This is a genomic window from Mycobacterium sp. Dal123C01 (assembly GCF_052566995.1).
This window is the reverse complement of record NZ_CP199580.1, coordinates 833,165-847,154: the sequence shown is the minus strand read 5'-3', so window position 1 is coordinate 847,154 and position 13,990 is coordinate 833,165. Positions and strand designations below refer to the sequence as shown.

Annotated in this window: 11 protein-coding genes; 5 read left to right on the top strand and 6 right to left on the bottom strand. The window is 68.3% G+C overall.

The genetic code is table 11. The annotated features are described in order from the left end of the window. Positions 1-81 precede the first annotated feature (81 nt). Positions 82-549, top strand: a complete 468-nt coding sequence (locus ACTXG5_RS04055) for a hotdog domain-containing protein (RefSeq protein ID WP_445162470.1) — start codon at positions 82-84, stop codon at positions 547-549. Between the two features lie 8 nt (positions 550-557). On the opposite strand, the gene ACTXG5_RS04050 is transcribed toward ACTXG5_RS04055, so the two are convergent. The 4 genes from ACTXG5_RS04050 to ACTXG5_RS04035 all read right to left on the bottom strand — a co-directional run bounded on the left by ACTXG5_RS04050 (position 558) and on the right by ACTXG5_RS04035 (position 6,780). Further along, complete coding sequence (locus ACTXG5_RS04050; protein ID WP_445162469.1) at positions 558-2,000, bottom strand: lipase maturation factor family protein; 1,443 nt, start codon at positions 1,998-2,000, stop codon at positions 558-560. 8 nt (positions 2,001-2,008) lie between these two features. Continuing rightward, positions 2,009-6,259: an alpha-(1->3)-arabinofuranosyltransferase gene (locus ACTXG5_RS04045; protein WP_445164251.1), complete on the bottom strand. Its 4,251-nt coding sequence runs from the start codon at positions 6,257-6,259 to the stop codon at positions 2,009-2,011. A 49-nt stretch (positions 6,260-6,308) separates the two neighbouring features. Then, the gene (locus tag ACTXG5_RS04040; protein WP_007769006.1) at positions 6,309-6,482 is read right to left on the bottom strand and encodes a DUF2613 domain-containing protein; all 174 of its coding nucleotides are present in this window, start codon (positions 6,480-6,482) and stop codon (positions 6,309-6,311) included. An 85-nt stretch (positions 6,483-6,567) separates the two neighbouring features. Beyond that, entirely contained in the window at positions 6,568-6,780 is a 213-nt protein-coding gene (locus ACTXG5_RS04035) for a DUF2613 family protein (RefSeq protein ID WP_445162468.1), read from the bottom strand. 90 nt (positions 6,781-6,870) lie between these two features. On the opposite strand from ACTXG5_RS04035, the gene ACTXG5_RS04030 reads away from it, so the two are divergent. From ACTXG5_RS04030 to ACTXG5_RS04020, 3 genes are read left to right on the top strand one after another with little or no spacing between them, the layout of a single operon-like run. After that, positions 6,871-8,025, top strand: coding sequence for a glycoside hydrolase family 3 N-terminal domain-containing protein (locus tag ACTXG5_RS04030; RefSeq protein WP_445162467.1), 1,155 nt, complete (start codon positions 6,871-6,873; stop codon positions 8,023-8,025). A gap of 55 nt (positions 8,026-8,080) precedes the next feature. Continuing rightward, entirely contained in the window at positions 8,081-8,710 is a 630-nt protein-coding gene (locus tag ACTXG5_RS04025) for a TetR/AcrR family transcriptional regulator (RefSeq protein WP_445162466.1), read from the top strand. Between the two features lie 35 nt (positions 8,711-8,745). Beyond that, the gene (locus ACTXG5_RS04020; protein ID WP_445162465.1) at positions 8,746-10,023 is read left to right on the top strand and encodes a chloride channel protein; all 1,278 of its coding nucleotides are present in this window, start codon (positions 8,746-8,748) and stop codon (positions 10,021-10,023) included. A gap of 8 nt (positions 10,024-10,031) precedes the next feature. On the opposite strand, the gene ACTXG5_RS04015 is transcribed toward ACTXG5_RS04020, so the two are convergent. Together ACTXG5_RS04015 and ACTXG5_RS04010 are read right to left on the bottom strand one after the other, a co-directional pair. Continuing rightward, positions 10,032-10,883, bottom strand: coding sequence for a MaoC/PaaZ C-terminal domain-containing protein (locus ACTXG5_RS04015; protein WP_445162464.1), 852 nt, complete (start codon positions 10,881-10,883; stop codon positions 10,032-10,034). 23 nt (positions 10,884-10,906) lie between these two features. After that, entirely contained in the window at positions 10,907-12,271 is a 1,365-nt protein-coding gene (locus ACTXG5_RS04010; protein WP_445162463.1) for a 3-oxoacyl-ACP reductase, read from the bottom strand. Positions 12,272-12,408: 137 nt separating this feature from the next. On the opposite strand from ACTXG5_RS04010, the gene ACTXG5_RS04005 reads away from it, so the two are divergent. Further along, positions 12,409-13,767, top strand: a complete 1,359-nt coding sequence (locus tag ACTXG5_RS04005; protein ID WP_445162462.1) for an acetyl-CoA C-acetyltransferase — start codon at positions 12,409-12,411, stop codon at positions 13,765-13,767. The last annotated feature ends 223 nt before the right edge of the window (positions 13,768-13,990 follow it).

Below are 13,990 nucleotides of genomic sequence, written 5' to 3'. Positions count from 1 at the left end.
CGCAATCGATATCTCGTTTGGTGAATGAAAGATGCTGTGATGGAACTGGTTTCGTCGCGGCCCAACGCTAAGGTGGAAACTATGGATGTCGATGGATACTTCGGACTGTTCGGCGAACCGGGCCTCGCGCTCACCGATGCGGAGTGGGTGGAACGCGCGAACAAGCATCTGATGCCCAACCTTTCGGCGCTGAATGCGAGGTTCCTCGAGGGCTGTCGCGAAGAGCGATGGCTACGCATGTCCTACGAACCGGGCCCCACCGCTTTCAATTTCAGGCAACTCAGTGGAGGGTCGATCGCCGAGATGCTGGATCAGACGGCCACGCATTGCGGCTCGCTGGTGACCGGTTGTCCCTGCCCGACGCTGAGTATGACGGTGACGATCCTGCGGGCCGGAACGGCGAAATCCTTTGTGGCGACCGGGCGGGTGCTGAAGCTGACGAGAACAAACGCCGTTCTTGCCGCCGACCTCGACGACGACGCGGACCGCCGGATCGCCACGGTCACGGTGGTTTCCCAGCTCATCACGGATCTCAGCCGACTGGGCTGACAGTTTCCTCAGCCGGCTGGAGGCGCTGTCCCCAATGCCATCGGCGCGACGTAGCGGCCTTCCAGTGTGCGATGCCACCACGCCCGATCGCGTCGCAACTCCGCCGGTGTGGTGAAGCGATACCGGTAGAGCTGTGCCCGCACGTAGCGAGGCGGTGATTCCGGGAACGGGTTGTGCCGCAACAGGTGCAGGGCTGCCCGGTCGTTGCGCAGCAGCTGTTGCAGGAACGGCGTCAGCCACGGCTGGGCATAACCGGGCGAGATCGCGGCAAACCACATCAGCCAGTCCAGCCGCAGATGGTAAGGGGCCCATTGCCGTGGCAGCCGGCCTACAACGCCGGGCTTGCCCTTGAATTCGTATTCCTTCCATACCGTCTGCGCGGTGATCCTTGGTTCGTCGGTGCCCTCGATCACCACCTCCCGACGGGTACGGCCGATGCTGCCGAAGGCGCCGTAGGTATTGACCAAGTGAAATGGGTTGAACGACATGTTCATTCGCTGGCGTGAGGACAGCATGTTGCGCACCGGCCAATAGGTCAGGAACAGTACCGCGGCGGCGAACGCGACCACCAGTGCGGCGAACCACGACGGCGGCGCCGACAGCGGCGGATGCGCGGGTATCGGCAGCAGCAGCGCCGCCGAAGAGTCGTCGATCGCGCTGAACGCCAGGACGATCGTCAGCCAGTTGAGCCAGGCGAAATTGCCCGACATCACCAACCACAGCTGCGTGACGACGATGATGGCCCCGGCCGCGCTGGCTATCGGCTGTGGCGCGAATAGCCCGAATGGCACCACCAGCTGCGCGAAATGGTTGCCCGCCACCTCAATTCGATGCAGTGGTTTGGGGAGGTGATGGAAGAACCAGCTCAGCGGCCCCGGCATCGGCTGGGTTTCGTGGTGGTAATACAGGCAGGTCAGATCGCGCCAGCACGGGTCGCCGCGCATCTTGATCAGTCCCGCGCCGAACTCGACCCGGAACAGCAGCAGTCGCGCGATCCATAAGGTCAGCACCGGGGGCGCAACGCGATCGTTGCCGAGGAAGATCATCAGGAATCCGCTTTCCAGCAACAGGGATTCCCAGCCGAACGAATACCACGCTTGCCCGACGTTGACGATCGACAGGTAGAGGACCCACAGCGTCAGCCACATCGGGATCGCCGCCCACAGCGGCACCAGGTCCGGCACGCCGACGACCACGGCCGCCGACAACGCCGCACCGAACCAGGAGACACCCGCGAACAGCCGATCGGAATAGCGCAGATGAAAAATGCTTGGCGTCCTCCAAAACGAATGCCCCGCTAAAAACCGTGGCACCGGAAGGATTCCGTGCTCTCCGATCAGTGAGCGGAACTGTGCCGCGGCGGCGACGAACGCGATCAGGTAGATGGCCGCCACGCCGCGCTCGAGCACGAAGCTGCACAGCGAGTAGGTGGGTGCCGAAAACCAGCCCATGACCATGACTATCCCGCGCGGCGGTTGCGCAAGAGATCGGGCGTCACCACCGAGGCGGTGACCGCCGCAAGCGAAATCAAAGCCAGCAGTTGCACATTCGCGGAATGGCCGGCGTAGCCGTCCACCGACCGCCAGGGATGGCGGGACAGTGCCGCCCCGGCCAGAATCAGTCCGCCCGCGCTGGCCGCGATCGTGGCCCGGTCGCGCAACTGCTCTCGATGGCGCAGCGCGTACCGCACGCCGAGGGCGGCGCCGATCACGACGACCCCGGCCACGCCGGCGATCACCGCACCGGCCGCCAGCACCGGCACCGCGGCCCACGGCCCGGGTGACCATGGTGGTGGGGGTGGGTCGTCCGAACGCCCTCGCCGGGTTCGCCACAACGCGAGCATCGCCAACAGCGGCAGCAACGCCAGCCCGGCGGCCAGGCCAACCCGGTACAGCGAATTGGATGCGAAGGTCAGCGTGATCGTGCCCGGGTTTCCCGCGGGCACCACCCAGCCCTGTTGCCACCCGTTGACGGTTACCGGCGTCAGTCGGGCCCCGGTGCTGGTGCGTGCCACCCAGCCCGGATTGATGCTCTCGCGGATGACCAGCACCCGCGGGGTCGCCGACGCCGGGGCCCGCACCTCGCGACGGTCGGGACCCCAGGACCCCGTCGCCGCGGGAACCGCCGCGGCGCCCGTGGTGACGGGCAATTCGGCGGCAGTTGCGGTCGACAGCTGTGCCCCGTCCACCACGAACTGGGCGCCGGGGCTGATCAGTAATTCCTGTTGCCCCGCCGGCAGCGCGATCGGATTGCGATCGCACGGGCTGGCGGGAACCGGCTCGCCGTCCAGCAGCGCACCCGCCGTGGTCCGGATCGAGGTGTGCACAAACCGGCCCGCGACCGCGATGACCGGACCGTGGTCGCAGTCGACGACGATCTCGCGCGACCGGTTGCGGGCCGCGTCGGCGGGGGCGATCGGGTTGCCGTCGGTGCCGAGCACCGCGACTTCGGCCAGCCCCGGCGGCTTGAGCTGGTCGAAGCCCAGCGCGTTGCGGTCGATGATGTCTTGCCAGTCCAGCAGGCTGATCGTGACGGTGTCGGTTAACCGGGGTCGCAGCGACAGGGTTTGCGGCCGGGCGGCCCCGCTGGAAACCTCGTCGCTCGGCCTGAACTCCTGGACCTGGGGGCCGTCGCCGAGGTTGACGGCCACCACCGTCGGCTGGGCAGGCAGGGTCGACCGGCTCGGCAGCAGCCGCACCCCAGCGACCTCGGTGGGCCGCGGCAGCACCAGCGTCAGCGTCGGTGCGCTCTTGTGTTGCACCACCCGCTGTGGCGCCGTCCACGCCGTGGCCGGGTCACCGTCGGTGACCGCAAAGGCCGAACCGAGAATGTCGAACGTGTCGGAATCGCCCTGGGCCCGGGTGGTATTCGGCTCGGCGATCAGGTCGGCCAGCTTCGGGCCTTGCCGGGGCCGCACCCACAGCCGCGGGGTCACCGACACCGGCGTGGGAACGGTCAGGGTACGGCTGAAATTGACCGGCTCTTCGGGGGCCAGCGCCATCGACGGCGCGCACCGCACGCTGCCGGTTGCCGGTGCGCAACCCGGCCGGCCCAGCAGTTCGGAGCCCAGGTCCCAGCCCGCGATGGCCGAACCCTGCGGCGGCCCGGGCACCCGGACCGTGTGCCGCAGGTCGACGGGGTGAGCGAATCCGGAGGCGTCGTACTGGGTGATCGACAGGTCGGTGATGCCGAACTGCACGCCGCTGGATCCGTCGTCGGTGCCGGCGGCGGTGATCCGCACCCACGGGGTTTCCCCGTAGGGCAGCGCCGCGGTAAGCGGCTTGCCCGGCTGGTCGAATCGCAGGGTGGTGCTGCCGGTGGCGGTGTCGATCGCGATGCGACGAACCTGGGAACCGACCGCGGTCGCGCTGGGTGTCAGCGTGATCGCGGCGTTGGTCACCGGGTGGTCGAAATTGACCTGCAGCCACTGCCCGACCGCCGATTGCAGGGCATTGGTCACCCACGCCGTTGCCGGGTCGCCGTCGATGGCGGCGGCGGGGGAGGTCGCCGGAGCGACGTCGGGCATGGCGGTGGAATCCGACGACGAACTCGACACGGTGATCCGCCCGCCGTTCCAGCCGCCGAAGACGGGGTCGGCGCCGGGCATCGGGTAGTCGGGCACCCGGTTGTAGGTGTGCCTCGTGTCGCCGTCGGCCCGGATCGCCGACGAATGTTCATCGACGCGGCCGTAGTCGGTCTCACGCGCCACCGGCGTGTCGGTCACGGTCACGACGGGCGCCGGCAGGCCGGCACCGCGAGTGTCGGCGGTCATCAGCACCGGACCCAGTGGCGGTTGGCCCAGTAGCCGGCGCCGCTCGTCGAGCCGCAGCAGCACTTCGGGTCCGCCGTCGACCCGGGCCAGGCGGTCGAGGTCGGCGAAATAGGGCGCGCCGGGATCGGCGGCGGCCACGCGGTAAATCTCCACCGCCGGGTAGCGCGGGCGCAGCCCGCTGTCGGCGACGAACCCGGGCAACGTGCCGGGCCCCACCGGCGCGCCGAACTGCGCCACCTTCTCCAGTCGCGGTGACCCTTCGATCGCACGGTGCACCAGGATCGGGCGCGCCGAACGCGACGAGTCGGGATCGAGGTCGTTGCGCATCACCACATACGAAATACCTTGGCGGGCAAGGGTATCGGCCAGGCCTGCCGAGGGAAGGCCGGCGGCGAACAGCCGTTGCACCGAATCCAGCGCCCGGATGGTCTGCGGCGGGGTCAACGGGATGGAGTCGCGCACGCCCCACGGGGTGCTGCCGAGCACCTGGAGTGGTTCGTCGTGGCTGGTGCCCCACGTCTGCGTGGCGAACGGCGCCCCCGGGGCCACCAGCACCCGTCCGGGGGGTGGGCCCCCGGTCCCCGATCCGGAATTGTGCTCGCTGAGCCAGTCGGCGGCGTCGTGCCAGTACTGCGGGATCGCGCCGAACGTGCCCGGCGGGGTGAGCCGGGCGCTCCACGCCAGCGAGGTGCTGACCGTCAGCGCGGTCAGCACCACAACCGTCGCGGCGACGCGTTTGTCGCGCTCGAGGTGAGCGAACGCGCGCAGCCACTGCGCTCGCGGCGCGCTGCCCGGTAGCGGTATCCGGCCCAGCAGCTGGGCGATGCCCAGCACGATCGGAATCCGGATCAGCGACTCCAGCTTGTGCACGTTGCGCAGCGGCGCGCCCGCCGCATCCAAAAACACCTGCACCTGATGTGCCAGCGGCGAGCCCAGCCCACCGCTGTAGCCGGCGGCCATCAGCACCACCCCGACCAGCAGCATCGTCACCAGCCGTCCGCGGGCCGGCATCCCCGGGCTGGCCAGCCCGGCCAGTCCGGCCGCAGCGACCAGGCAGGTAGCCAGGATGGCCGCCGATCCGGTCACCAGCGGCGCGCCCGCGGTGGCCGTCGGTGCCACGAACGGAGTCCAGCTGTCGGTACCGCGCAGCATCTCGACCAGCGACGACCACTGCGTCGTCACGCCCGAGGATTCGATGAAGTCCAGGAAAGGGGGGCTGACGTTACGCAGCAGCAGAAGCGCCACGACCCACCACAGCATCGCCAGCGCCAGACTCAACAGCCACCACGCGGTGTAGCGCCGCCACAACCGATTGGGCCGATGGCATGCCCACCAGATCACGGCCGGCAGGCAACCCGCCAGCGTGGCGATCGCGTTGACCGCGCCCATCAGCGCCACCGCCAGCCCGGCCTGGCCGGCCAGTGCGCGCACCGAGCGGTCCGCGGTCCCCCGCAGAGCCAGGATCGTCGGCAGCAACACCCACGGCGCGAGCATGATCGGCAAGGTTTCCGACGAGATCGATCCGAGCGTGGTCAGCACCCGCGGCGACAGCGCGAACGCGGCCGCGCCGATCAGACGCGAGGAGGGGCTGCCGATGCCCAACGCCTCGGCGACCCGCAGAAATCCCCAGAAGCCGACGGTGAGCAGCAGCGCCCACCACAGCCGCTGGGTCATCCAGCCGGGTACGCCCAGCAGGTGGCCGATCAAAAAGAAGGTGCCGTGCGGAAACAGGTACCCGTAGGCCTGATTCTGCGTCTGGCCGAACGGCAGCTCGCTGTTCCACAAGTTGGTCGCGCGGAGTAGGAAGCGCAGCGGGTTGGCGGTGAGGTCGAGTTTCGTATCGGGGGACACCTGCCCGGGGGATTGCGCGAACGTCAGCGCCAGCGCGATCGCACCGACCAAGAACAGCCAACGTCGGGATAGCGGCGAGGCCGACAAGCCCACGGCCGATTCCGCAGGCGCCGCCGGCGCAGTCCGTGTCGCCGAGCTAGCTACGGTTGCCGTATTCGACCCGGTTGAGCACTGACGACTGCGGATCGCCCCCGGGAAGTGGCGGCTTCGTGTCCTGTTGCACCATCAGGGTGATCCCGAAGATCGCGGCCGCGCCCAGCAACAAACCAACCACCACGCTCGCGGCGGCGGGCGCAACGATCCGGTTCATCGGTGACTCCTCGGGTTTGCGGGCGTGACTGGGGACAACCCCAGGCCAACCTAGCAGAACGGCTGTCGCGATCCGGGTCGGTGAGTCATGGCCACGGCACGCAATGGCCGTGCCAACACCGATCGCCGTAGTTCACCAGGAAGGGCCCCGAAGGGATCGAGGTAGCCGGTGGGGTCTGCGCCGGCACCGTGCTGTGGTCTGCCGTGGCGTCCAAGGCGAGCGTGACGCCGACGGTCGCCGCGGCACCGATCATTAGCCCCGCCGCGATGCCGGCCGCGGCCAGCGTTATCCCGCTCATCGCCGGCTCCTCTCCCCGCTCGCCATCTTGCCAGCGGACGGGTCCAAGGGGCCGCGCCGACGCGACTGCCCCTCGTGACAACATGTCCCGATGGCTTTTCCGCGCACCCTGGCCGTGCTGGCCGCCGCCTCGGCGCTGATCACAGCGTGTGGCCACGACGCCACCCGGCCCCCCGCGTCGACCACGACCAGCAAGGCGGTTGCCGCATCCCCCGCGCCACCGGTCTGCGCCGACCCGACGACCCTGCCGGCCAAGCTGTCTACCCGCGACAAGCTGGCCCAGCTGCTGATGGTGGGCGTCAAAAACGCCGACGACGCCCGCGCCGTGGTCAACGGCAACCACGTCGGCGGGATCTTCATCGGCAGCTGGACGGACCTGGGGATCTTCAAGGGTCCGCTGGCCGAGATCGCGGGCAGCGCGGGGCCGCTGCCGCTGGCGGTCAGCGTCGACGAAGAGGGCGGCCGGGTGTCCCGGTTGAAGTCGCTGATCGGCACGGCCCCGTCGCCCCGGGAGCTGGCCAAGAGTCAAACCGCCGAGCAGGTCCGCGATCTGGCGGCGCAGCGCGGCAAGAAGATGCGCGACTTGGGCATCACGATCGACTTTGCACCGGTGGTCGACGTCTCCGACGCCCCCGACGACAGCGTGATCGGGGACCGCTCGTTCAGCAACGACCCGAACACGGTCACCGCCTACGCCGGGGCCTACGCGCAAGGTTTGCGTGACGCCGGACTGCTGCCGGTGCTCAAACACTTCCCCGGCCACGGGCACGGGTCCGGTGATTCGCACACCGGTGGCGTCGTCACCCCACCGCTGAGTGAGCTGCAGAACGTCGACCTGGTGCCATACCGGACGCTGGTGACCGCCGCACCGGTCGCGGTGATGGTGGGTCACCTGCAGGTTCCCGGGCTGACCGGCGACGACCCGGCCAGCCTGAGCCGCGCCGCGGTGCAGTTGCTGCGCGATGGCATCGGCTACGGCGGCCCACCCTTCAACGGGCCGGTGTTCAGCGACGATCTGTCCAGCATGGCGGCGATCTCCGATCGGTTCGGCGTGGCCGAAGCGGCGCTGCGCACTTTGCAGGCGGGTAGCGACGTCGCGCTGTGGGTCACCACCGACGAGGTTCCCGCGGTCCTGGACCGGCTCGAAAAAGCCGTGGCGGCAGGAGAATTGGCGCTGCCCGCGGTGGACCAATCGCTGGTGCGGGTGGCGACGATGAAGGGCCCCGGCCGGACGTGTGGGCACTAACCGGCCGCTCGATCGTTACCCTGGAGTCAGATAGACGGGCTAGAAGGGCACATCGATGGCAGGTGGTACCAAGCGGCTACCGCGCGCTGTCCGGGAACAGCAGATGCTCGACGCCGCCGTGCAGATGTTCTCGGTCAACGGCTACCACGAGACCTCGATGGACACCATCGCCGCCGCGGCCGAGATCTCCAAGCCGATGCTGTACCTGTATTACGGCTCGAAAGAGGATTTGTTCGGCGCCTGCCTGAGCCGCGAACTGTCCCGGTTCATCGACGCGGTGCGTTCCGACATCGACTTCACCCAAAGCCCCAGGGACCTGCTGCGCAACACCATCGGGGCGTTCCTGCGCTACATCGACGCCAACCGGGCGTCCTGGATCGTGATGTACACCCAGGCCATCAGCTCGCAGGCGTTCGCCCACACCGTGCGTGAAGGGCGCGAACAGATCATCGAGCTGGTGGCCGGACTGGTACGGGAAGGCAGTCGCACGCCGCGGACGGACGCCGAGCACCAGATGATGGGGGTGGCGCTGGTGGGCGCGGGCGAGGCGATGGCCAACCGGCTTTCCACCGGCGACATCGACGTCGACGAGGCGGCCGAGCTGATGATCGAGCTGTTCTGGCACGGCCTGCGTGGCGTGCCGGCCGATCAGGACGTCGGCCCCGCCCAGCGGCCCGCGTCCTAGGGGCGACAGCGTCGGGTCCGGGCTAGATTCGTGCAGTGCCTCGCTTGCACGCTTCGACCTCGGGCCGCAATCTCGACTTCTTCTGTGCGGTCGTCATCGTGGGAGTGCTGGCTGGGATCGCCGGGCTGTCGACGACGTTCGTGCTGCGCTTCGTTCAGCACCTGACCTACCACTACAGTTTCGGCACCCTGCTGGCCGGGGTCACCGGCAGCAGTCCGGTGCGGCGGGTGTTGGGGCCGATGGTCGGTGCCGCGCTGGCGGCTATGGGTTGGTGGATCCTGCGCCGCCGGGCCGACGTGCCGCCGCTGGCCGGAACCATCGCCCGCCACGAGCGCATACCGCGGCTGTCCTGGAGCATCGACGCCATGCTGCAGGTGCTGTTGGTCGGCTCGGGGGCATCCCTTGGCCGGGAAGGGGCGCCACGCCAATTCGCCGCGGCGCTCAGCGATTTGGGGACCGGATGGCTGAAGCGGATGTCGAGCCGTGACCGCGAGATCCTGCTGGCCTGCGCCGCCGGGGCCGGGCTGGGCGCGGTGTATGCCGTGCCGCTGGCCGGTGCGTTGTTCTCCGCGCGGATCATGCTCAACACCTGGCATCCCAGGGCGCTGGGCGCCGCGTTGCTCACCTCCAGCCTGGCCGTCGCGGTCGGCTCGGCCGTTACCCGCGATCAGCCCAACCTGGACTGGCCGATCGGGGAATCCACCTATCTGCTGACGGCGCACGGGCTGCTGTTGGCTCCCTTCGCCCTCGCCGTGGGGTTGGCGTTCAACCGGCTGATGGCGGCCGCGCGCCCAGCGCGCCAGATCAAGACCTGGGTGCTGATCCCCGCACTCGCCGGCGCCGGGCTGGTGATGGGCATCTGCGCGCATTGGTGGCCCGAACTGCCCGGCAACGGCCGAAGCATCCTGACCGTCAGCCTCGCCAGCGGGCTGACGCTGTCCGCAGCGGCCGCGATCCTGCTGCTGAAGCCGCTGCTGACCGCCTTGTTCCTGCGCGCCGGCGGGGCCGGCGGGATGCTCACCCCCTCGCTGGCCACCGGCGCGGCGACGGGCACGCTGCTGGTGTTGACGATCAATTGGATTGCCGGGACACACCTGCACGTGCCGGCCGTCTCGTTGGCCGGTGCCGCTGGAGTGCTTGCGGTCACCCAGGGCTCGCCGATCTGGGCGGCGATCTTCGTCTGGGAGCTCGCCCGGCCGCCGCTTTGGCTGTTCTTGGTTTTTCTGCTGACCGCGACCGGTGCGCACGGGCTGAAAGCGCTTCTCGGTGGTCGCGGCGTGCCCGCCCAGAAGCACGACGAACGCGCGGGCTGAACAGGCTGCTACAGCGGCCGGATGTTGCCCGTCAGGTGCGGGTAGCCCTTGGTGATATTGCGCAGCGAAAGGTCCCAGCCCCCGGCGCCCTGGTCGCCTTCGTCGATGTAGAGGCCGGTGGTCGCGGGCAGGATCACCGGCTTGCCGAACCGCACCGAGTACCGCACCGCGTCGGGCAAGCCGCCTTCGATGTTAGCCAATACCGCTGCGGCACTGAACATTCCGTGTGCAATCACGGTCGGGAATCCGAATAACTTGGCGGCGATCGGGTTGGTGTGGATCGGGTTGTGATCGCCGCCGACGGCGGCGTAGCGCCGGATCTGGCCGGGCGTGATTCGTAGCACGATGGGTGGCGGCGGAAGCTTGCGCTGTTTTTGCGGTGGCGGTTTCGGTTCGTCCGACAGGCTGGTGCGCTGCTGGTGCAGGAAGGTCGTCACCTGGTGCCATGCGGTTTCGCTGCCGACGCTGACGTCGGTGACCAAGTCGACCAGCAGGCCCTTGCGATGCTCGCGGAGATTCTCGGCATGCACCTTCACTGCGACGGTGTCGGTGACCGCGATGGGGCGGTACTGCGTGATGTGGTTCTCGGTATGCACCGAACCCATTGCGGCGAAGGGAAAGTCAAACCCCGTCACCAACGACATCAGCGCCGGAAAGGTCAACGCGAAAGGGTAGGTGAGTGGCACGTTGTTGCCGTAGCGCAGACCGGTGAGCGCGGCGTACTCGGCCACGTTTGTCTGGTCGATGGGCAGCTCTTCGACGGTCACCGTGCGGCTGGGCAACTGGTCGGATCGCGACACCAGGGGCAGTGCCCCGGCGGCCGCTCGCAGCATGTTCCTCAGGCCGCTTGGTTGATTCATCGTGTTCTCCTCGAACTCCGGACTCAAGCGCCCAGCATGGCCTGGCCGCAGACACGAATGACATTGCCGGTCACCGCGTTTGACGCCGGGCTGGCGAAGTAGGCGATGGCTTCGGCGACGTCGACCGGCTGGCCGCCCTGCAGCAGCGAGTTCATTCGGCGGCCTACCTCACGGGTGGCCAGCGGAATCGCGGCCGTCATCTGGGTTTCGATGAATCCCGGCGCGACGGCGTTGATCGTGACGCCCTTCTCGTACAGTTCCGGTGCCAGCGCCTGGGTGAGGCCGATCATCCCGGCCTTCGTGGTGGCGTAGTTCGTCTGCCCGCGGTTACCGGCGATGCCGGCCATCGACGACAAGCCGATCACCCGGCCTCCCTTGCCGATGCTGCCGTTTTCGACCAGGCCCTCGGTAAGTCGCAGTGGGGCAAGCAGATTGACGGCCAAGACGGCATCCCACCGGGCGTCATCCATGTTGGCCAGCAGCTTGTCGCGGGTGATGCCGGCATTGTTGACCAGGACGTCGGCGTGCCCGGCATAGTGGTCGCGCAGGTGCTCGGTGATCTTGTCGACGGCGTCGTCGGCGGTGACATCGAGCCACAACGCCGTGCCGCCCACCCGGCTCGCGGTTTCGGCCAGCGTCTCGGCGGCGGACTCCACGTCGATCGCGACGACGCGGGCACCGTCACGGGCGAACACTTCGGCGATCGTCGCGCCGATGCCGCGGGCGGCGCCGGTCACGATCGCGACCTTGCCGTCCAGCGGCCGGTCCCAGTCGGCCGGTGGGGTGGAGTCGGCGGCGCCGAGGTAGAAGACCTGGCCGTCGACGTAGGCCGATTTGGCCGAAAGGATGAACCGCATGGTGGATTCCAGGCCCGTCGCGGCCGGTTTGGCCTCCGGCGACAGGTAGACCAGGGACGCGGTGGCGCCGTGGCGCAGCTCCTTGCCCAGCGAGCGGGTGAAGCCCTCCAGTGCGCGCTGCGCGATCCGCTCGCCGGTGCTGGCGGCGGCGTCGGGCGTGGTGCCGACGACGACGACGCGGGCGCTGTGGCCCAGGTTGCGCAGCAGCGGCGTGAAGAAATCGTGCAACGCCTTGAGGCCCTCCGGCGCCGTGATGCCGGTGGCGTCGAAAACCAGACCGCCGAATCGGTCGGCCCAGCGACCACCCAGGTTGTTGCCTACCAGGTCGTAGTCGTTGTCCAGTGCCGCGCGCAGCGGCTCGACGACCCGGCCTTCGCCCCCGATCAGCAAGGCTCCGGCCAGCGGTGAATCACCGGGCCGGTAGCGGCGCAGGTCCTCGGGTTGCGGGACACCAAGTTGCCTCGCCACAAAGGATCCGGGGCCGGAGTTGACGACTTGCGAGAACAGATCGGACGAACGATTGGGAGCCACTGAGCTGCCTTCCGTTTTCTTTCTGGGTCGAACGTTCGTATGAGCCAACCGTATCGGGGACGAACTTACTGCAGAGTAAGAACAGTCGGTAGTATGGCCCCAGACGGCCGAATCCAAACTGATAACCGGAGATCAACGTGGCCCCTGCAAGTTCTGAGACAAGTAAACAGTCTGCTCAGACGAGTCTGAAATCCCGGCGACGCGTCGCCGTGCTCGGCGGCAATCGCATTCCCTTCGCACGCTCGGACGGCGCCTACGCCGACGCGTCCAACCAGGACATGTTCACCGCGGCCCTGGGTGGGCTGGTGGATCGGTTCGGGCTGGGCGGCGAGCGCCTGGGCGTGGTCGTCGGCGGTGCGGTACTCAAACACAGCCGCGACTTCAATCTCATGCGCGAATGCGTGCTGGGCTCTGAATTGTCTTCGTACACACCGGCATTCGACATTCAACAGGCCTGTGGCACGGGTTTGCAGGCGGCCATCGCCGCCGCCGACGGCATCGCGTCGGGCCGCTACGAGGTCGCCGCCGCCGGCGGGGTGGACACCACCTCTGACCCGCCGATCGGCCTGGGGGACAACCTGCGGCGGACCCTGCTGAAGTTGCGCCGGTCCAAGTCCAACGTGCAACGGCTGAAGCTGGTCGGCACGCTGCCCGCCACCCTGGGTATCGAGATCCCGGCCAACAGCGAGCCGCGCACCGGGCTGTCGATGGGGGAGCATGCCGCCATCACCGCCAAGCAGCTGGGGATCAAGCGAGTAGACCAGGACGAATTGGCCGTCGCCAGCCACCACAACATGGCCGCGGCCTACGATCGAGGCTTTTTCGACGACCTCGTCACACCCTTCTTGGGGCTGTACCGCGACGACAACCTGCGAGCCAACTCCAGCGTCGAGAAGCTGGCCACGCTGCGCCCAGTCTTCGGTGTCAAGGCCGGTGACGCGACGATGACGGCGGGCAACTCGACGCCGTTGACCGACGGCGCCTCGGTCGCCCTGCTGGCAACCGAACAGTGGGCCGCCGACCATTCGTTGCCCACGCTGGCTTACCTGGTGGACGCGGAGACCGCCGCGGTCGACTACGTCAACGGACGTGACGGGCTGCTGATGGCGCCCACCTATGCGGTGCCGCGGCTGCTGGCCCGCAACGGGCTGAGCCTGCAGGATTTCGACTTCTACGAAATCCACGAGGCCTTCGCTTCGGTGGTGCTGGCGCATCTGCAGGCCTGGGAGTCCGAGGAGTACTGCAAGGAGCGGTTGGGTCTCGACGCCGCGTTGGGCTCGATCGACCGGTCCAAACTCAACGTCAACGGCTCGTCGTTGGCTGCCGGCCACCCCTTTGCGGCCACCGGCGGGCGCATTCTCGCGCAGGCCGCCAAGCAGCTCTTTGAAAAGAAAGAGGCCACGAAGGCGGAGCGCAAAGGTGAGGGTCCGGTCCGCGCGCTGATTTCGATCTGTGCCGCCGGCGGCCAGGGCGTCGCCGCGATTTTAGAGGCTTGACCTGCGCCTAAGGGCTGCAGCTGGGCCCATCGACTGTCGTGACGGATGAAATCCGTCACAGCCGATTAGTAACAGCAGGGGATGGGTAACCGAAGAACGGATTGCCCCGTGTTGTGGTCTGACCCCCCGACCCCGACGGCGACGCGGGGCCGTCCCCGATTCGATCGCCTGTATGAAAAAGCGGGCGTACGAAAAGGGCCGCCGCTGGAGTGAGGGGATCCAG